Source organism: Streptomyces sp. NPDC053048 (assembly GCF_044547045.1).
GTDB lineage: Bacteria > Actinomycetota > Actinomycetes > Streptomycetales > Streptomycetaceae > Streptomyces.
Genome location: NZ_JBITZS010000005.1, coordinates 472,737 through 490,739, shown reverse-complemented (window position 1 = coordinate 490,739; position 18,003 = coordinate 472,737). Strand labels below are relative to the sequence as shown.

Annotated in this window: 18 protein-coding genes; 9 read left to right on the top strand and 9 right to left on the bottom strand. The window is 71.1% G+C overall.

The genetic code is table 11. The features are described from left to right. Positions 1-81: 81 nt before the first annotated feature. A complete protein-coding gene (locus ACIG36_RS16160; RefSeq protein ID WP_399927359.1) occupies positions 82-804 on the bottom strand; it encodes a hypothetical protein in 723 nt (240 codons plus the stop codon). Between the two features lie 299 nt (positions 805-1,103). On the opposite strand from ACIG36_RS16160, the gene ACIG36_RS16155 reads away from it, so the two are divergent. Continuing rightward, entirely contained in the window at positions 1,104-1,718 is a 615-nt protein-coding gene (locus tag ACIG36_RS16155) for a hypothetical protein (protein WP_399927356.1), read from the top strand. Here the strand turns inward: ACIG36_RS16155 and ACIG36_RS16150 are convergent. Beyond that, the gene (locus ACIG36_RS16150) at positions 1,705-2,058 is read right to left on the bottom strand and encodes a zinc ribbon domain-containing protein YjdM (RefSeq protein WP_399927354.1); all 354 of its coding nucleotides are present in this window, start codon (positions 2,056-2,058) and stop codon (positions 1,705-1,707) included. The two genes, ACIG36_RS16155 and ACIG36_RS16150, sit on opposite strands and share 14 nt — an antisense overlap. Before the next feature lie 197 nt (positions 2,059-2,255). Between ACIG36_RS16150 and ACIG36_RS16145 the strand changes: the two genes are divergently transcribed. The 5 genes from ACIG36_RS16145 (at position 2,256) to ACIG36_RS16125 (ending at position 7,427) form a co-directional block, all read left to right on the top strand. Beyond that, positions 2,256-3,053 (top strand): matrixin family metalloprotease, encoded by a 798-nt coding sequence (locus ACIG36_RS16145; RefSeq protein WP_399927350.1) that lies wholly within the window; start codon positions 2,256-2,258, stop codon positions 3,051-3,053. 76 nt (positions 3,054-3,129) lie between these two features. After that, positions 3,130-4,086 carry a GlxA family transcriptional regulator gene (locus ACIG36_RS16140; RefSeq protein WP_399927347.1) on the top strand — a complete coding sequence of 319 codons (957 nt, stop codon included), beginning with the start codon at positions 3,130-3,132 and terminating at the stop codon, positions 4,084-4,086. Between the two features lie 150 nt (positions 4,087-4,236). Next, positions 4,237-4,932: a DJ-1/PfpI family protein gene (locus tag ACIG36_RS16135; RefSeq protein WP_399927344.1), complete on the top strand. Its 696-nt coding sequence runs from the start codon at positions 4,237-4,239 to the stop codon at positions 4,930-4,932. Positions 4,933-5,023: 91 nt separating this feature from the next. Continuing rightward, on the top strand, positions 5,024-5,755 hold the full coding sequence (locus tag ACIG36_RS16130) for a class I SAM-dependent methyltransferase (protein ID WP_399927341.1): 732 nt from the start codon (positions 5,024-5,026) through the stop codon (positions 5,753-5,755). Positions 5,756-5,888: 133 nt separating this feature from the next. Continuing rightward, the gene (locus ACIG36_RS16125) at positions 5,889-7,427 is read left to right on the top strand and encodes an FAD-binding oxidoreductase (protein ID WP_399927338.1); all 1,539 of its coding nucleotides are present in this window, start codon (positions 5,889-5,891) and stop codon (positions 7,425-7,427) included. Positions 7,428-7,461: 34 nt separating this feature from the next. Here ACIG36_RS16125 and ACIG36_RS16120 read toward each other — a convergent pair whose 3' ends face one another. The 7 genes from ACIG36_RS16120 to ACIG36_RS16090 all read right to left on the bottom strand — a co-directional run bounded on the left by ACIG36_RS16120 (position 7,462) and on the right by ACIG36_RS16090 (position 14,703). Beyond that, positions 7,462-8,784, bottom strand: a complete 1,323-nt coding sequence (locus ACIG36_RS16120) for an MFS transporter (protein WP_399927335.1) — start codon at positions 8,782-8,784, stop codon at positions 7,462-7,464. A gap of 129 nt (positions 8,785-8,913) precedes the next feature. Continuing rightward, on the bottom strand, positions 8,914-10,104 hold the full coding sequence (locus tag ACIG36_RS16115) for an acyl-CoA dehydrogenase family protein (protein WP_399927332.1): 1,191 nt from the start codon (positions 10,102-10,104) through the stop codon (positions 8,914-8,916). Beyond that, positions 10,101-10,568, bottom strand: coding sequence for a hypothetical protein (locus ACIG36_RS16110; protein WP_399927329.1), 468 nt, complete (start codon positions 10,566-10,568; stop codon positions 10,101-10,103). Before ACIG36_RS16110 ends, ACIG36_RS16115 begins: the two co-directional genes overlap by 4 nt. Next, on the bottom strand, positions 10,565-10,999 hold the full coding sequence (locus tag ACIG36_RS16105; RefSeq protein ID WP_399927326.1) for a hypothetical protein: 435 nt from the start codon (positions 10,997-10,999) through the stop codon (positions 10,565-10,567). The genes ACIG36_RS16110 and ACIG36_RS16105 overlap by 4 nt, the downstream gene beginning before the upstream one ends. Further along, positions 10,996-12,555: a type I 3-dehydroquinate dehydratase gene (locus ACIG36_RS16100; protein ID WP_399927633.1), complete on the bottom strand. Its 1,560-nt coding sequence runs from the start codon at positions 12,553-12,555 to the stop codon at positions 10,996-10,998. The genes ACIG36_RS16105 and ACIG36_RS16100 overlap by 4 nt, the downstream gene beginning before the upstream one ends. Beyond that, entirely contained in the window at positions 12,546-13,241 is a 696-nt protein-coding gene (locus ACIG36_RS16095) for a nitroreductase (protein ID WP_399927323.1), read from the bottom strand. Before ACIG36_RS16095 ends, ACIG36_RS16100 begins: the two co-directional genes overlap by 10 nt. A 1-nt stretch (position 13,242) precedes the next feature. Beyond that, complete coding sequence (locus tag ACIG36_RS16090; protein WP_399927320.1) at positions 13,243-14,703, bottom strand: hypothetical protein; 1,461 nt, start codon at positions 14,701-14,703, stop codon at positions 13,243-13,245. Positions 14,704-14,909: 206 nt separating this feature from the next. On the opposite strand from ACIG36_RS16090, the gene ACIG36_RS16085 reads away from it, so the two are divergent. The 3 genes from ACIG36_RS16085 to ACIG36_RS16075 all read left to right on the top strand — a co-directional run bounded on the left by ACIG36_RS16085 (position 14,910) and on the right by ACIG36_RS16075 (position 17,941). Continuing rightward, positions 14,910-15,578 (top strand): class I SAM-dependent DNA methyltransferase, encoded by a 669-nt coding sequence (locus ACIG36_RS16085; RefSeq protein WP_399927317.1) that lies wholly within the window; start codon positions 14,910-14,912, stop codon positions 15,576-15,578. Between the two features lie 17 nt (positions 15,579-15,595). Continuing rightward, the gene (locus ACIG36_RS16080) at positions 15,596-16,822 is read left to right on the top strand and encodes a cytochrome P450 (RefSeq protein ID WP_399927314.1); all 1,227 of its coding nucleotides are present in this window, start codon (positions 15,596-15,598) and stop codon (positions 16,820-16,822) included. A 192-nt stretch (positions 16,823-17,014) separates the two neighbouring features. Beyond that, positions 17,015-17,941, top strand: a complete 927-nt coding sequence (locus ACIG36_RS16075) for an NADP-dependent oxidoreductase (RefSeq protein ID WP_399927310.1) — start codon at positions 17,015-17,017, stop codon at positions 17,939-17,941. Positions 17,942-18,003 lie beyond the last annotated feature (62 nt).

Sequence of the window (18,003 nt, the reverse complement as noted above, 5' to 3'; positions counted from 1 at the left end):
GCCGTACGAGGCGTCCGTGCCCAGCCGGACGGCCTCGCCGCCCTCGCCCCTGCCCAAGGACCGGGACCGGCGTCTGCGGCCCTACCGTGCGTAGGAGCCGAGTCCGACCAGGCAGTAGACGTACGAGTTGATGGTCTGGCCGCCCATCGTGGTCCGGGAGGAGAAGGAGTACTGCGTGTCGCTGTTGTCCCGGCACCGGCTCAGGTCGGTCGTTCCGTAGAAGGTCTGGATCACCTTGTAGTGGGCGTCGGAGGCCGAGCAGGAGACCACGTCGACGTTGCTCACGCTCGTGGGGGTCGTGGAGTCCGGGAGGGTGCCGTTGAGGCACGTCCCCGTGGTGTACGGGCTGGGGGCGGCCTCGGTCGGGGTCGCGGCGGCCGTGCCGGGGCCGGGACTGCTGGAGTTGGGGTGGTCCAGGTCGGGGTCCGAGGTGGCGTTGCCGGTGTGGGCCGGGACGGGGGCGGCGCTTCTGCGGTCCGCGCCCGATGACGCCGACGGTGAGGAACTGTCGTTCCCCGACAGCGCGATGACGAGCGCGATGGCGCCGAAGACCGCCAGGGTGACCACCACCCTTACCAGTCGGCCGGTGCGGGGACGCCCCGCTCGGGTCGGCGGCGCAGCGGGTCCGCCGGTGAGGCGGATCCGGAAATGCACCATGCCCTGATCGGTGGAGACCTTGACGACGCTGCCGTCCCGGGTCGGGGGTATGCGGATGGTGACCGGCCCGCCCGGCAGGTCGACGACTCTGGTGACGCCAGAGGCCGCTTCGTCGGGGGTCAGCCATAAGGTGGCTTCCGTCGGCACCGGCCACTCCGTGAGGGGGTTGGGATCGATCGCACGGCGAGGACACGGTCGTCCCGTCGTGCTTCTTTCGGTGCCTGGATTGTCGTCCGTAACCGGCCCCTTGCACAGTCCCGGGGACCGTGCGGCACATCACAAGTGGGGCCGGGACCGGGCACATTGGGCCCGTCCGGGGACCGTCCGGGCCGGTGCGGCGTCGGTGGTCCGGAAAACGACTGGTGGATCCGGCCACCGGTCGCGACCCTGTTCTCCGCGAAAGATCGCGAAGCCTCTGACGGCTTGTGAACGGGAGGAAGAAAGCAGTGAAGAACGTCTTGCCGCGCCCCCGGATCGCCCGCCGATTGTCCGTTGCCGCGGCCGGCTGCGCCGCCCTGATGGCCCTGTCCGCCGCGCCCGGAACCGCGAGCGCCGCCCCCGATCCCGTCACGGCCGGAATTCCCTACTACCTGGTGGCCGCAGAATTCGACCGCGGGCTCACGTCCGGAAAGGGGAGCGGCGGGGACTTCGTACGGTTCGCGGATCGCGCCGGCCAGTACGGGCAGTCCTTGACCTTCGAGAAGAAGAACGGCGGAGGACCGTACGGCGCCGGCTACGTCATCAGGATGAACCGCCCCGCCCAGCCCGGCCGTGGCAACGAGAACACGCTGTGCCACGGCTACGGACGCATCGCGTTGACCTCGGACGCGAACTGCCGGATGAACCCCTGGGTCGTCGAGGCCAAGGGGGACCGGTTCCTGCTGAAGACCAGGTGGGACGGCGAATACCTCTACCTCGCGGCCTCCGGGGCGATCGACGGGGACAAGGCGCTGTACGCGAAGTCCCGGTACGCCGACGACGGCCGTCGGTTCGTGGAGTTCAAGGCCGTGCCGGCCGATCAGGCCGACGAGGCGGCCGGGGCGGGCGTCAGGCCTTCCTGACCACGCTCGACTTGAGCTGCATCGAGCCGAACCCCTCGATCTTGCAGTCGATGTCGTGACCGTCGACGCCGTCCACGAGGCGGATGTTGCGCACCTTGGTACCCGCCTTGATCCCGGACGGGCTGCCCTTGACCTTCAGGCCCTTGATCACGGTCACGGTGTCACCGTCGGCGAGCACGTTGCCGACCGAATCCTTGATCACCCTCTCCCCGGTACCGCCCGCGGGCTCGGCGGACGCCGGGGACCACTCATGGCCGCATTCGGGACAGACCAGGAGCGCACCCATCTCGTAGGTGTACGCGCTGGAGCATTGGGGGCACGGCGGCAGGTTCTCGTTCACCAGTAAATTGTAGGCCGCCCGCTGCCCGCTGCCCGCCGCCGGCCGCTCCGTGCCGTACCGGGTGCGGGGGCCCGCAGAAGTGTTCACGATGGAATTGGGGCCGGTGTGCGGGGGCGTATGGCCAGGGGGGCACGGGAGGAAATCGCGGGAGTTTCCACGAACCGGGAGCAAGACCGGGAGCAATACCGGGAGACGTCATGGCCGAGCAGCGATTCAAGATTGATCTCGAACATGCCGGCAGGGGCGAGGAGAATCCCGAGATCGCCAAGGTCCAGGACTATCTGGCGCGCTACGGGTACCTTCGCGACTCCGCGGAACAGAGCAAGGTCGACGCCGCGACGAGCGACGCCGTCGCCACCTTCCAGCGCTTTTTCGGACTCGACGAGACGGGTGAGGTCGACCGGTCGACGATCGAGGTCATGGAGCAGCCACGCTGTGGAGTGCCCGATACACGGACCGTGGACAGGGTGCTGGACGGTGCCGCCGCGGAGTTCGTTCTGCGGGGCTGCAAATACGAACAGCAGGTTCTGAGGTACCGGTTCACCAACGGCACCCCGGACATCAGTGGCGAGGACGAGCGGACGGCGGTGGAAAAGGCGTTCAACACCTGGGCCGATGCCCTTTTCGGAATGACCTTCGAGGAGACGACGTCGTCCGACGCGGACTTCGTGATCGGATGGGCCGCCGGAGCCCATGGTGACGGTTCTTCCTTCGACGGCATCGGCAATACGCTCGCCCACGCGTTCTTCCCTCCGCCGTGCGGTGGATCCCACGCCGGGGACATGCATTTCGACGAGGCCGAGAAGTGGAGCCTGACCGGTTCCGGCGGGACCTTCGACACGGAGACCGTCGCGCTGCACGAGATCGGGCACCTGCTGGGCCTCGACCATTCCCAGGTAACGACCGCGGTCATGGCGCCTTCGTACAGCGGACCCCGCCGGACGCTCTCGAGCGACGACATCGACGGGATCCGGACGCTCTATCCCGCGGCCTGACAACGGGCCGACGGGCCAACGCCGACGGGCCGACGGGCCGGGTGCCGTACCGGGCCGCTGCGTAGGATCCGAGGGCATGCATGTAGTAGCCATCCTCGCCCCGGACGACGTGGCGGCCTTCGACCTGACCATTCCCTGCGAGGTGTTCGCCCTCGCGCGGCGTCCCGACGGCACCCCCGCCTATGAGATCAGGGTCTGCGCCGAGCGGACGGTCACCGCGACAGCCGGAGGGCAGCGGCCCTTCCGCATCTCGTCGAGCCACCGGCTGGACGACGCGCGCGGCGCGGACACCGTGATCGTCCCCGGCGTCAGACCGGACCGCGCGCCCTCGCCCCGCCTCCTGCGGCTGATACGCGACGTGGCCGCCGACGGCGCGCGTGTGGCATCGATCTGCACCGGCGCGTTCGTCCTGGCGGCCGCGGGCCTGCTCGACGGGCACCGGGCGACCACGCACTGGCGGTTCGCCGACCGGCTGGCCGAGGACTTCCCGGCCGTGGAGGTGGATCCGTCCGTGCTGTTCGTCGACAACGGCCGGGTCCTCACCTCCGCCGGCATCGCCGCCGGACTCGACCTGTGCCTGCACATGGTGCGGCGCGACCACGGCGCCACAGTGGCGGCCCGTACCGCACGGATGATCGTCATGGCGCCGCAGCGCGCAGGCGGTCAGGCGCAGTTCATCGAGTACCGCGATCCCGCCGGCGACACCGGTGACACCGGCGACCTCGGCCCGACCCTGCGGTGGATGCAGGACAACCTCCACAGGCCCCTGACCGTCGCCGAGATCGCCGCCCAGGCCGTGATGAGCCCCCGCACCCTCGCCCGCCGGTTCCGCGCCCAGACCGGGACCACACCGCTGCGGTGGCTGCTCAACCGGCGTCTGCAGCGGGCGAGGGAACTGCTGGAGACGACCGCCCTGCCCATGGACCGGATCGCCGGGGCGGTGGGATTCGGTTCGACCGACACTCTGCGGCACCACTTCTCCCGTCACGTCGGCACCACACCGACGTCCTACCGCGCGACCTTCCACGGCTGAACCGGCTGCTATCCGCGCCGGGACCCGTGGTGTCCGTGTGGCCGTATCTTCCGCCCAATGGGCATTCCTGCCACTGTTCGCCGGTTCCTCCACGACCGCAGACTGGGCGGCGACGACATCGCTTCGATCAGTACGTTCCGGAGGATCGACATGCACAGACGGAGTCTTCTGCGGTCCGGTGCGGCCGCCGCCGCGGGTCTCACCCTCGGCGTCACCACCACGGGCCCGGCGGCCGCGGCCGCGCCACGCCGCACCCCGCTTCGTATCCACACCGTGCTGTACGACGGCGTGGAGGAGCAGGACTTCGCCGGCCCGGTCGAGGTGTTCGGGATCGCCGGGACGGAACTGATCAAGCAGAGCTTCGTCAGCGCGGACGGGCCGCGCACGGTGACCTCGTCGGCCGGCATGACGATCCAGGTACGGGACCGCTGGTCCCCGCAGTCGGCCGACGTGATCGTGGTGCCCGGAGGTGGCTACGGGACGGGGTCCCCGCTGGACAAGGAGATCCGCCGGGGCGTCCTGCCCAAGGCGCTGGCCGCCGCGCGGCGCCCCGGCCTGATCGTGGCATCGGTGTGCAGCGGGACGATGCTGCTCTCGGCCGCCGGAATCACCAAGGGCCGGCCCTGCACGACCCACCACATCGCGAAGAAGGACCTGGCGGCGCAGGGCGGCAAGGTGGTGAACGCCCGCGTCGTCGACGACGGCGACCTGGTCACCTGCGGCGGCGTCACCTCCGGCATCGACCTCGGGCTGTGGCTCCTGGAGCGGCTGCACGGCGTCGAGACGGCGCTGCTCGCCGAAGAGGTGCTCGAGTACGAACGCCGCGGTACCGTCTGGCACTCCTGAGCGGCACGCGAATCCGGCAATCCCTCTCCCCGGTGAGTGCCTTCGCGAACGCGGTCTTTCCCGGCCGCCACCGCTGTGTTCCGATGGTTGGATGAGCGAACGGGTACGAGAGGGCTACGGGGGAACCGGGCCGGGAGCGATCACGCCGGACGGATGCGCGGTCGAGCTGTACGAACGGCTGCCCGTCGGCGACGAGCCGGACGTCATCGAACGGGCCGTTCCCGCGGGCGCCCGCGTCCTCGAACTGGGCTCCGGCGTGGGCCGGGTGACGCATCCGCTGGTCGAGCGCGGCTTCTGCGTGACCGCCGTCGACGAGTCCCCGCAGATGCTGGAACGGGTCCGGGGCGCCCGGACCGTCTGCAGCCCCATCGAGGACCTGGAGCTCGACGAGCGCTACGACGTCGTGCTGCTGGCGTCGTTCCTCATCCACACCGGTGATCTGCGGGTGCGCCGGGGCCTGCTGCGGGCCTGCAGGGCACATGTCGCCGACGACGGATGCGTGCTGATCCAGCGGGAGGACGAGCACCGGCACGAGGGCCTGCCCCGGGAAAGGAGGATCACCGGCGGCCTCGTCCGCGTGGTGTCCTCCGAGCCCGTCCGCCCCGGCCTGCGGTCCGTCCACGTCGAATACCTCTTCCCGGACACCCGGTGGACCCAGACGTTCCTCTCACGTCCCCTGACCACGGAGGACTTCGAGCGCGCGCTGGCCGAGGCGGGCCTCGCCGTCGACTCCTACCTGACCGACGACGGCACCTGGGTACGCGCCGTGCCGGTCACCGCTCCCGCGCGTGCGGGCCGGCCCGACGGCCGTCACGTCATATGACCTCCCTTCGCAGCGCCGCCCACCTTCGGATGAATACCCGTCCCGGGGCCCGTACGGGGATGGGATGGAGCCCGATGGCGTGACGGTACGGGCTCGGTCGCGCCGTGCGGGCCGTGGCCGCAGGGAGGGCGAGATGGCTGTGAACGCACCTGACAGACGACGTGTTCTGCGGACGGGACTGGGGGCCGCCGTCACCGCCGGCCTCGGCCTCTCCCTGACCGAGCAGCCGGCGCCCGCGACCGTGCGGCCCGCGCCCGCGCGGCCGGACGTCCGGCGCCCCGCCGACGTCGACAACCGGGCCTGGAGGGACCTGCGGGACCGGGTGCGCGGTCCGCTGTTCCGGCCGTCCGACAGCAACTACTGGGCCCTGAGCCTGCCGGCGAACCACCGTTTCGCGGACCGGCATCCGGCCGCAGTGCTCTGCCCGCGGACCACCGGCGACATCACGGAAGCGATCGCCTGGGTGCGGCGGCAGCGGATCCCCGTAGCCGTCCGTTGCGGCGGGCACAACTACGCCGGGTACTCCTCGACCACCGGACTCCTGGTGCACCTGGCCGGGATGCGCAAGGTCGAGGTGGACGTCGGCGCGCTGACGGTCACGGTCCAGGCCGGGGCCCGCAACAGCGAGGTGTACGAGGCCCTCAAGAACACCGACCTGCTCCTGCCCGGTAGTCGCTGCCCGGACGTCGGCATGAGCGGGCTCGTGCTGGGCGGCGGCATCGGGATGGCCACCCGCAGGTACGGGCTCACCTGCGACAGCCTCCTCCGGACGACGGTCGCGACGTCCGAGGGCGAGGTCCTCATGTGCGACGAGCGCCGGGACGCGGACCTGTTCTGGGCCTGCCGCGGAGGAGCGGGCGGCAACTTCGGCATCAACACCTCCTTCACGTTCCGGCTCCGCCCGGTCGCCGGAGTGACGGTCTACGACCTGGCGTGGGAGTGGAAGGACGCCGCCGCGGTGCTGGCCGCCGCGGCCGAGGTGACCGGTGCGTCCGGGGAGACCGCCCAGGACCTCTCCTGCCAGTTCGGGCTGCGCACTGCCGGCGACGGGACACGGGTCTACGCCCAGGGCCTCTACTTCGGCGCCCAGGACGACCTCGAGCGGGCGCTGCGGCCCTTGCTCAAGGCCGCCGCACCGACCCGGCGGTTCATCGAACAGCGCCGCGTCTGGCCCGGCATGAGCCACTTCCACGAGACGCCGTCCGGCAACCCCTACCTCGCCAGGTCGATCGTCTCCAAACGCCACCTCACCTCGGGCGTCATCGACCGCATCGTCGGCCACCTCGACGACTGGCGGCCCAGGTCACGGGCATCGCGTTCGACGGTGACCTTCTTCGCGATGGGCGGCAAGGACGCGGCACCGGCCCCCGGCGACACCGCCTATGTGCACCGTGACGCCCGGTTCATCCTCGCCCTGACCACGTACTGGTCCGACACCGATCCCGGCCCGGTGAGCGACCACAACACGACCTGGCTCGGCCGCCTCTACGACGACCTGAGCAAGGACCTGGGAACGGCCGCCTACCAGAACTTCCCCGACCCCGAACTCGAGCGCTGGTGGAGCGCCTACTACGGCTCCAACTACAACCGGCTGGTCAAGATCAAGGAGGACTACGACCCGTCGGGTCTCTTCCGCTACCCCCAGGCCGTCCGGGACCGGCCCGGCTCATGACTGTCGGACCGTCGCGGTGCTCCCGCGCAGGGCGTCACCGTGCCTGCCCTTCCGGAATGGCGTCGAGCGAGCGCCAGCGGGTCTCGCGCAGCACGAACAAGAACACGAGCGCGGCCACGACCTCGACGGCAGTGATGTAGTACGCCAGGAAGAGTGGGTGGTGGCGGGAGATGGACCACGTGGCCAGAATGGGCGCGCTGCCGCCGAAAGCGACGGTCGCCATGTTGTACGGCACCCCGATACCGGAGGCCCGTACGCCGGTCGGGAAGAGTTCGCAGAACAGTGCCGCCGTGCTGCCGTGGGACAGCGCGAGCAGCAGGTTGCCGGTGATGGCGACGAACAAGTACGTCGCAGGGGTGGGGCTGTTCAGCAGGGAGAGCAGCGGACAGGCGCATATCGCAAGGCCGACGGACTCGGCGATGACGAGCGGCTTGCGGCCGATCCGGTCGGAGAGCATGCCGGTCAGCGGAAGCGCCAGGGTGAAGACCGCGAGAGCGACCACGTTCAGCTGTAGTCCGGTGGCCAGGGGAAGGCCTCCGACCAGGTTGGCGTAGGTGGGCAGGAACACCTGCCAGGTGAAGAAGCCGACCTGGCTGATCTGCTGGACGACGACGAGCAGCACGCTCGCCTTGTGGCGTCCGACGGTCGTGCGCAAGGGGTGGGGGTCGATCCTTCCGCGCTCCGCCAGCGTCTCGAACAGCGGACTCTCCGGGACATGGCGTCGCAGATGGACGCCGACCAGACACAGGAGCGCCCCGATGACGAAGGGGACGCGCCACCCCCATGCGACGAGCCGGTCGTGCGGGAGGATCAGGGTCAGCAGGCTCACCGTGGATGTCGCGCACAGAATGCCCAGGGCCGCGCTCGCGGCCTGCAGCGATCCGACGGTGGCCCGGCGATGCGGTGGGGCATGTTCGACCATGAAGGACGCGGCGGCCTGGTACTCGCCGGAGTTGGATATGTTCTGGGCGATCCGGCCGATGACCAGCAGGACGGGGGCGAACACGCCGATTGTCCGATAATCGGGTGTCGCGGCGATCAGCGACAATCCGCCCGCCATGATGAGGAGGGTGAGTGCGAGGAGCCGACGGCGTCCGTACCGGTCACCGATCGGGGATATCAGCACCGTGGCGATCGGACGGATGACGAAGGAGACAGCCACGACGGCGCCGTAGGTGTACAGCAGGGACAGCGCCTTGTCCGAGACCGGGAAGAATTGCTGCGCGAAGACGGGAGCGAGCAGGGTGTAGAGGGCCGCGTCGTAGAACTCGATGAAATTCCCGACGGCTCCCGCGGTGATCGCTCTGTACGAATACTTGCGGGATGCGCGGGACTTCACCTGATCGGCGACGTTCATCTACCGCTCCCTCGATCGGGCGCAGTGCTCTGGTCAAAGCCTCGGTGTATGCCGGATTCCGCGCATCCGGAGATCTGCTGTTCGGGTGATGCCAGGCTGTTAGCGCAGGGGCCGGCGCCCGCTGACGGCTCAGGGCCGATGGAAGGACGGATCGTGCTGTTCGCCCAGCACTTCTCGGCCGATCATGGCCACGATGTGATCGTCGTTGTCGTGGCGCTGGTAGAAGGTGAGGTCGCGCAGCACCCGCTCCACCGGGCCGGGCCGCATCAGTGAGCGGGCACCGCACGCGCGGACGCAGTGCCGCACGGTCCGCTCCGTCAGGTGCTCGATCACATGCCGGGCCCTGCTGCCCGCGATCCTCGCCCCGGCGCGTTCGCCGGAGTCCCACAGCTCCGCGACGTGGCGCAGCCACAGCCGGGCGGTGTCGAGATCGACCGCCATGTCCCCCACTCGCTGCTGCACATAGGGATCGCCGCTCTTGTGCTGGTGTCGCAGATAGGCCACCGCATAGGTGAAGACCGCCTCGGCGGCGCCGAGGAAGCTGGCCGCGTAGTGCGGGGTGAACGCGGTCTGCCACTGCCCGGCGAAGTAGCTTCCGGGGTCACCGATCAGATGCTCGCGCGGCACGAACGTGTCGTCGAAGCGGACCACATGACTGACCGTCGCACGCATGCCGATCGGATCCCACCAGGAACCGTCGACCGTCACCGTCGGGTCCGACAGGTCGCAGGCGAGCAGCATCAGCCCGGCTCCGGTGCCGCCGGCGTGCCGCGCGCCGCCGGGCCCGTCGGCATCGACGAGCAGCACCGCCCACTGGGCGCCCGTGGCACCGGTGGCGAACGCCTTGCTGCCCCGTACGGTCCAGCCACCGTCGACCGGGGTGAGCGTCGTGCCGAAGCTGCGTTTCTCCCCGTGCCGCGAGGCCTGCGGTTCGCCGCTCCAGCCCGCCCACTTCTCCCCGCGTTCGACCACGCCGGCGAACCAACGCCCCTTCTGCTCCTCGGTGCCGAGGGCGTCGATCAGGGTGAGGCAGTTGGCGTGCCCTTCCCAGCAGCGCGCCAGCGACAGGTCCGCCGTGGCCAGCGATGTGGTGATCTCCCACAGCGGCAGGGTGTTGCGCCGGTGGGGGCCGAATCCGAGGCCGCCGTACTCGCGCGGTACCGCCGCGCCCAGGACGCCCGCGGCGAAGAGGTCGTCGAAGTCCTCCTGGGGGAACGCGGCCCGGCGGTCGTAGCCGTCGGCGCGGGCGGCGAAGACCTCGCGGGCGAGCTTCGCCACCCGCTCGACGACGCCCCTGTCGCCTCCGCGCGCGGTCGTCATGGTCGGACGGCCGCTTCGGGACGGTAGTAGTGGGCCCGGTACATGGTGTTCGCCGGATGCCCGTCGACGAGCCGGGCGATGCTCACGTCGACGGTCAGCAGACCGCGGTTGAGATAGCCGCACAGGACGGCTTTCCGGGAGCCGGGGGCGCCGTCCACGGCGGCGACGAAGCCCACGGCGTGCCCGGTGCCGACCTCCCCGGTCAGTGGCGCGGCGGTCACCGTGTCCCAGACCAGCGGGCCCGTACCGGGACCCGGTTCCGGCCGCTCCGCCGTCCCGTCGGCGGTCTCGGTGACCCTCAGCAGCAGCTTGCCGCCGTCGGCGTCGATGCCGACGCGCACGATCCCACGGGCCGCGGGGTCGAAGGTGACCCAGGTGCCCGTCAGCGGGGCGGTGTCGATGGCGGTCGCCGGCAGCCGCCCGGCCGCGCGGTCGCGTGCGCGGGTGATGCCCTGTGCCGTCACTGCTGTTCCCCCTGACGGTAGTAGAACTCGCGCGTCCAGTAGTTGGCGCGCCCGCTGTCGTCGGTGAAGACGTTGTAGGTGGTGGCGACCAGGATCCCGGCCTTGACGTACGCGGAGACGACCGTCCGCAGGAAGCCGGAGTCGTAGGCCGCGGTGAGGGCCACGGCGGCCGACGGGGCATCCGGAGGGGTGTACGTGACGGCTTCCGCCTCACCCCAGTCGACAGGTTCCGGATCCCCGCTGCCGAGAACCCGTACCCGGACCGCCCCCTCGCTCTTGGTTCCCTCGCATTCGGTCACGGTGATGCGGAGCAGCCCGCCCGCCCCGTCCCGTTCGGTGTTGTGCCAGGTGCCCAGCAGTGCCGAGACCTCCGGCGCGTTCCACTGGTGCGGAGGGGCCGCGGCGCCCCCGGCCTCCGGTCGCATGGTCACAGTGCCTTCCTCTCCGGTCGGTTGTGATGTCGCTCCTCGGACGGGTCCGCGAACAGGCCGTCGGGCAGTACGGGCATGGGCTGCCCGGTCATCAGCCGGAACTGCTCGCGCAGCTCCATCCGCAGGACGTCCCAGCCGTCGACGGACCGCAGCCCACGGGCACGGGCGGCGGCCATCAGGGGGGTGGGCGAGGACCGGTAGGGCATTTCCAGCACCACCGCGTCCGGCCGGGCGTGCGTCATGGGGAAGGGAATCCGTTCGGTCAGCGGAGTGGCGTGCACCAGGACCGCGTGTCCTCGCGGGGAGAACCGGTGCAACGGAACGTAGTCCGCGCCCAGCAGCCGGGAGGCGTCACAGCCGCGCACCCGCCCCCGGTTCACCACGGTTACCGCCGCTCCCGCCTGCTGCAGTACAGCCGCGGCGGCCCGGCCCGCGCCGCCGCATCCCACGACGGCGACGCTGCGCCCGCCCGGGTCCACACCGACCCGGGCCAGCGCCCGCAGCACGCAGATGGTCGAATCGGCCTGCCAGGGGCCGTCCTCCGCACGCCACAGGATGTTCACCGCACCGCAGCGACGCGCCACCGGACGCACCTCGTCGGCCAGATCGAGCGCGGCCTCCTTGTGGGGCGAGGTCACCGTGACGCCCCGCAAGGGCAGGCCCGCGGCGGCGAGCCGTGGTCCGGTCATGACCGGCCAGAAGCGTCGCAGGGAATCGACGGGGAACGGCAGGAACAGCGCGGGCAGGCCCAGGGCACGGTAGGCGGCATTGTTCAGGCGCGGTGCGGCGGAGCGGTGCGGGGAGCCGCCGACGATGCCGTGGAGGCGGCTCAGGCGGGGCAGGTGCGGGAGGCCGTAGTCGGTCACGAGCCGGCCCACGCACGGCATGCCGTCCGCGTCCGGACCGTCGTCCCCGAGGTGCCCGAAGACCACGGGTGCCGCCAGCCAGGGGGCCAGGATGCGGCTCCAGGTGCAGGAGGGGCCCGTGGTGTAAGCGGTCACGTCCGTCCGGTGCAGCCCGGCGAGGAACGCGACCGTGGCCACGGCGTCCTCGGCCGTGGCCCCCTGGGGAGCCACGACGTAGCAGGCCGCCGGCGCGGACAGCATCCGCCCGAGCAGTTCGCGCAGCCCGTCCGCAGCGGTCGCCGGGCCGTGCCAGGAGATCCGCCGCTGCCGCGGCGGAATGCCGGCCAGCAGCTCCGGCACGATGTCGTCCGGCCACTGGAGGTCGACCAGGTCGTAACGGGCCGCCGCACCCAGCAGTCTGGCGCGGCGCTCGGCCGTGCCGCCGGCGAAGCACCCGCCACGGGCCCGGGGGCGCAGAGCGTACGTCAGCGCCCCCGCGAAGTGGCGCCGCAACCCAGCGGGGTCGAGGTCGCCCACCACGTCGGCGCGGACCTCCAGCCCGTCGGCGGTTCCGCCGAGCGCGCGCAACCGGCCGGCCGTGGCGTGGGCCGGGTCGGCGAGGACGGCGGTCAGTGTCGCCCGCCGTGTCGTGGCCGGCGGCCTGTCAGGGGCGGCGGGAGCCGCGGCGGGATCGCCCGTGTTCATGCCCATCCGTGCCACCGGGTGTACTCCTCGAGGCGGGCGCGCCGGGGCACGAACCGGTTGACCGGTGCTGCCTCGTCGACGTACCCGGCGGCCAGACAGCAGACGACCAGCCGGTCCTTCCCGATCCCCAGGGCCGTGCGCAGGACGTCGGCGTAGCGGGCCGGGCTGAACTGCGGGCAGCTGCCCAGGCCGCGGGCGACGAGGCCGAGCATCACGTTCTGTACGAAGAAGCCCATCTCGAGGAACGTACCGCTGACCGCGTTGTCCGGCAGGTGGAAGACCATCGCGACGGGCGCGCCGTAGAAGCGCAGGTTGTCGCGCAGAAGCTCGCGCCGGGCCGCCGGGCCCGGGTCGGCGGTGCCGTCGGCGCCCCTGGCCCGGAGCACCCCGGCGTCGGCGTCGCGGGTGCGCTCCTCGATACGGGGTTCGAGGGTCCGGGGTCTGCCGGCGCAGTCGGGCCGCGGTGGATCCCCGCGGTCGAACGCCTCGCACAGCTTGTGCGTCAACGTCTCGCGGGCGCTGCCGGCCACCACCTCCACCTGCCACAGCTGAGTGTTCCGGCTGGAGGGAGCGTGACCCGCCGCCTCCAGGACGTCCGTGAGGACCGACCGGGGCACGGCCCGCTCGAGGAAGGCGCGTTTGGAGTGCCGGGAGGTGATCAGGGAGAGGAGGTCGTGCCGCGTCGTCGGCATGTCAGCCGCCTCCCGCGGCGAGGAGGCCGGGACCGAACCGCTCGTTCAGCCGTGCCCGCACGAGGCCCTGGATGCGCCGGGCGCACTGCCGGTGGGCCTCCAGGGACTGACCGCTGGGGTCGGGGACGTCTCCCGTGACGTCCAGCCGGTGGACGCGGCCGACGGCTTCGGGCGCCATGGTGGTCACCGCCTCGCACTGGGCCTGGGTCATGCAGTAGATGACGGAGCTGTCACGGCACAGCCGGGCCGTGACCGGGCGCGCCCGGTGCGTCCGCGGGTGCAGCCCCAGTTCGCCGAGGACGCGACGGGCCGCGGCGCTGAGCGGGGCGCCGGGCCGCCCCACGCAGACGCCGGCGCTGGTGACCCGCAGTGCGTGGACCGCCCCGGCCGCCGCGAGCTGGGCGCGTGCGAAGACCTCCGCCATGGCCGACCGGCAGGTGTTGCCGCCGCAGACGAACAGCAGGACATCCGGCCGGACGCCCGCTCCGGGCCCGGCGGGGCGGCGGGGGAGCAGGGCGGGAGCGGACAGCGCCGCGATGGCACAGAAGACGAAGGCCAGGGCGACCAACTGGGCGGGCCCCGGAGCGGCGAGCGAGGTCAGCCGGGCCAGCACGTACGAGACGACGAGGCCGGACAGCAGACTGGCGCACCGGTTGGCGGGCACGCACCAGGTGAACTCGCGCCGGTCGAGATAGATCAGCGTGCCGAACACGAACAGGACCTCGTACGCCACCCCCGCGCAGAACGCGCCCGCGGCGGTGGGAGTGGCCAGGAAGGTCGTGAAGCCCTCGCGCAGCTGCTCCTGTCCGAGGAGCGCTCCGGCGGCCAGCAGGAGCACCAGGAGGACGGGGGTCGCGGCGTGCTCCTCGGCGAAGTAGCGCCGGTCCACCGCGGGCACACCGGTCTTGGCCTCCCGGCTCATGACCTCGAAGCGGCCCGCGTAGCCGATGAGATAGACCGCCACGCTCACCACGAGTGCTCCCGTGAGCCGGTAGCTGGTCACGTCCCCCAGCGCCGTGGCGATGGCGAGCAGGCTGAACAGGAGAGCGGCCCAGGCCGACGCCGACACCCGCCGCCGGCGCGCCGCGTCGAGGACCGGCGAGAGAACGAGCACGCCCGCCCGCATCAGCAGGAGGGCGAAGAGGACCGACGCGCCGGTGAAGGTGAAGTTCAGGGTGGTGGTGCCGACGACGAGGGCCGTGAACAGGCTTCCCAGAAGCGTGTTCCTCCCCGGGACCGGCAGGTGCCGCCCCAGGACCACCCGCCGTCGCGAGTGGCGCCACAGGCCCGTGAGCCCCAGGAAGACCGGCATGACGGCAAGCTGCCCGAGCGCGGCCGCGGGCAGGAGGACCAAGCCGTGGCCGGGTGCCGCCATTCCCGGAACGAGATCGCTGGACAATGCTTTGACGAGCAGGGCGTACGGAATGTAGGCGAGGAAATATCCGAGTGCCAGCCAGATCACTTCAGCCCCCCGGCAGGTCGGCCTGGTTCCGGGATTCTCGCGACGTGGAATGCCTCTTCATCCCCGTGCGGCGCGGGGCATGCACAGGCTGCCCGCAGCGATTGTCCGATAAACTGGCGCGATTCCAGTCAAGGCCGCGGGCGGCCGTACCGGCATGATCGGTCAGGTGCCCACCACGTCCAGGTGAGAGACGGAACCAGATGGCTGTGAACTTCCGTATGCTCAATGCGTTCTATTCCGGCCACGACGACGAGGAGAAGACCCTCTTCCAGTTGTGGGAGCAGGGTGGGGCTCGCGGCGATTCCGTGACCCCGTCCACGTACAGCGCTCCCTACCGCGGCTGGATGCGCGACCGAATTCTCGAGGCACTGCGACGGAACGGCACCGGCGGCCTGGTCAGCCTCGGCTGCGGCAATGCCGTGATCGAGGAGGAGATCGCAGCCCTGGGTCACGAGGTGCTGGCGGTCGACCTCCTGCCCGAAGCGGTCGCCTGCGCACGGAACAAGGGGCTGCGGGCGGTCCAGGCGGACATCTCCGCCTGGACACCCCCGGAAGGGGGGTGGACGGTGGTCTATATGGACGGAGTGCTGCCGCACCTCTACGACCCGGGGCGCGACTCGCTACCCGTCCTGGCGCACATCCGCTCGTGGCTCGGCGAGGGAACCCTGATCGCCTCCAACGACGGGACGCGCGACGGAAGCCCTGTCGAACGCGTACCGAACATTCCGGACTTCCATTGGCTGTCCCCCGAGTACATGCGGGAGGAGGCGAGGAGCGCGGGTTTCGTGCGGGTTTCGAGCACGACGTTCACTTACGAGAGGCCGCTCTCCGGGCCGCGGCGGCGTTCCGTCCTCTTCGCCGACGCCGTTCACTGAACCCAGGAGGACCGGGAATGCCGGAATCGGAGCACGAGCCGTACCGCTACGGCTTCGACGAGCCCTACCGCCTCGAGCCGACACCGCTGTACGCCGGGCTCAGATCCGCTGAACCGGTGGCCAGGGTCAGACTTCCGTACGGGCAGGAGGGCTGGCTGGTCACCCGGTACGAGAGCGTCAGGACCGTTCTGAGCGATCCACGGTTCAGCCGCGCCGCGGCGGTAGCGGCGGGGGAGCGCATCCCACGGCCCGGCCCGCTGCCGCCCCGCTCCAACCCCATGACAGCGGTCGACCCACCCGAGCACACCCGGCTGCGCAGGCTCGTGGCAGCCGACTTCACCAAACGCCGGATCGAGCGGCGCCGTCCCCGCGCGCTGCAGGTCGCCACGGAACTGATCGACGACATGATCGCGGCGGGCCCACCGGCCGACCTCGTCGCGGACTTCGCCGTCCGGCTGCCGGTCATGATGATCTGCGAGGTCCTCGGCATCCCGCAGGGAGAGCGGGGCCGCTTCAGCGAATGGGCGGTCCCGTTGTTCGGGCGCACCGCCTTCACCGACGGCCAGGTCGGCTCGGCACACACGACCATGCGGGAATTCATGGCCGGCCTGGTCGCCGAGAAACGGAGGAATCCCCGGGACGATCTGCTCACCAAGCTGGTGCGGGCCCGGGACGAGCGGAACGACCTCACCGAGGACCAGTTGATCGGCCTCGGCGTGAGCCTGCTGTCCGCAGGACACCACAGCACCGCCCACCAGATCGCCAACTGCGCCTATCTGCTGCTCACCCACCCCGATCAGCTCGCCTGGCTGCGCGCCGACATCACGCGGGTTCCGCAGGCGGTGGAGGAGATGCTGCGCTTCATCCCGCTCGCGGCGGGTGCGCCCAACGGCGAGGGACATCCCAGGGTCGCCACGGCCGACGTCGAACTCGACGGGGTGACGATCCCCGCCGGCGAGCCCGTCCTCGCCTCGATCATCTCCGCGAACCGCGACGAGGAGGTGTTCCCCGAAGCGCACCGGCTCGACATCACCCGCGGCGACCGGTCCTCGCCGCACATCGCCTTCGGCCACGGGCCGCACCACTGCCTGGGGGCGGAGCTGGCGAGGATGGAGATCCAGGTGGCGACGGCCTGCCTGCTCACCCGGTTCCCGGCACTGCGCCTGGCCGTCCCCGAGGAAGAGGTTCCCTGGGGGAAGGGAATGATGACACGGGGCCCGGCCCGGCTGCCGGTGGCATGGTGACCTGATCCGACACGGCCCGACCCGGCGACCGGCCGCACCGAGCACGGATGGCCGAGCTCGCCGGGCCGGCGAGACGATGGGACATTTTTCGAAGACTGAAAGATATTCATCGGCTCGTTCGATCTTCCTAAGGTTGAGGGCATCGCGAACCGGCCGAACGACGGGCCGGATGAACCGGAAGGAAGCCCTCCCATGCGTGCAGTCATCCAGAAGTCCTTCGGCGGCCCCGAGGTCCTCGAGACCGTCGAGACCGAGCGCCCCACCCCGCTCGCCAGCGACGTCCTCGTCCGCGTCCACGCGAGCGCGGTCAACCCGGTGGACGTGGCCGTCCGCGCGGGCGCGTTCCCGCTGCTGGGCGAGCCGCCGTTCGGTGTCGGCTGGGACATCTCCGGTGTCGTCGAGGAGGTCGGACCGGGCGCCAGGTTCAAGCCGGGCGACGAGGTCTACGGCATGCCGTTCTTCCCCCGAGCCGCCACCGGATACGCCGACTACGTCGCCGTCCCCTCGCGGCAGGTGGCCCGCAAGCCCGCCACGCTCGACCACGTCCACGCCGCCGCTGTTCCCCTCGCCGCCCTCACCGCCTGGCAGGGCCTGGTCGACGCGGCGGGCGTGAGGGAAGGACAGCGGGTGCTGATCCACCGCGCGGCCGGCGGCGTCGGCCACTTCGCCGTCCAGATCGCCAAGGCCCGCGGCGCCCACGTCATCGCCCTGGCGAGCGAGCCGAAGCACGACTTCGTGCGCGGCCTGGGCGCCGACGAGATCATCGACTACCGCACCACCGACTACACCGAGGCGGCGGGCGACGTCGACGCCGTCTTCGACTCCTCCTCCCAGGGCACGCGTTCCCTGGAGATACTCCGGCCCGGCGGCACCCTCGTCAGCATCATGGAGCACGGGGACCGGGAGCTCGCCGCGCGCATCGAGGCCGCCGGCCGCCGCTTCGCGGGCATCTCGGTCGAGCCCGACTACGCCTCGCTGGAGGCCATCACCGACCTGATCGACGCGGGCCGCATCCGCCCGCACGTCTCCCGGACGTTCCCGCTCGCCGAGGCCGGCAAGGCCCATGAGCTGGTCGCGTCCGGCAGCGTCCAGGGCAAGGTCGTCCTCACCGTCGCCTGAACGACGTCCTAGTCTGAGCGGGACGTCCTCATACGGACAGGACGTCCTTGTGCGGAACAGGG

Bases quoted from the DNA above. Each gene is read 5' to 3' on its own strand.
- ACIG36_RS16145 (WP_399927350.1), top strand. From the start codon at position 2,256: ATGGCCGAGCAGCGATTCAAGATTGATCTCGAACATGCCGGCAGGGGC.
- ACIG36_RS16140 (WP_399927347.1), top strand. From the start codon at position 3,130: ATGCATGTAGTAGCCATCCTCGCCCCGGACGACGTGGCGGCCTTCGAC.
- ACIG36_RS16135 (WP_399927344.1), top strand. From the start codon at position 4,237: ATGCACAGACGGAGTCTTCTGCGGTCCGGTGCGGCCGCCGCCGCGGGT.
- ACIG36_RS16130 (WP_399927341.1), top strand. From the start codon at position 5,024: ATGAGCGAACGGGTACGAGAGGGCTACGGGGGAACCGGGCCGGGAGCG.
- ACIG36_RS16125 (WP_399927338.1), top strand. From the start codon at position 5,889: ATGGCTGTGAACGCACCTGACAGACGACGTGTTCTGCGGACGGGACTG.
- ACIG36_RS16120 (WP_399927335.1), bottom strand. From the start codon at position 8,784: ATGAACGTCGCCGATCAGGTGAAGTCCCGCGCATCCCGCAAGTATTCG.
- ACIG36_RS16115 (WP_399927332.1), bottom strand. From the start codon at position 10,104: ATGACGACCGCGCGCGGAGGCGACAGGGGCGTCGTCGAGCGGGTGGCG.
- ACIG36_RS16100 (WP_399927633.1), bottom strand. From the start codon at position 12,555: ATGGGCATGAACACGGGCGATCCCGCCGCGGCTCCCGCCGCCCCTGAC.
- ACIG36_RS16095 (WP_399927323.1), bottom strand. From the start codon at position 13,241: ATGCCGACGACGCGGCACGACCTCCTCTCCCTGATCACCTCCCGGCAC.
- ACIG36_RS16080 (WP_399927314.1), top strand. From the start codon at position 15,596: ATGCCGGAATCGGAGCACGAGCCGTACCGCTACGGCTTCGACGAGCCC.
- ACIG36_RS16075 (WP_399927310.1), top strand. From the start codon at position 17,015: ATGCGTGCAGTCATCCAGAAGTCCTTCGGCGGCCCCGAGGTCCTCGAG.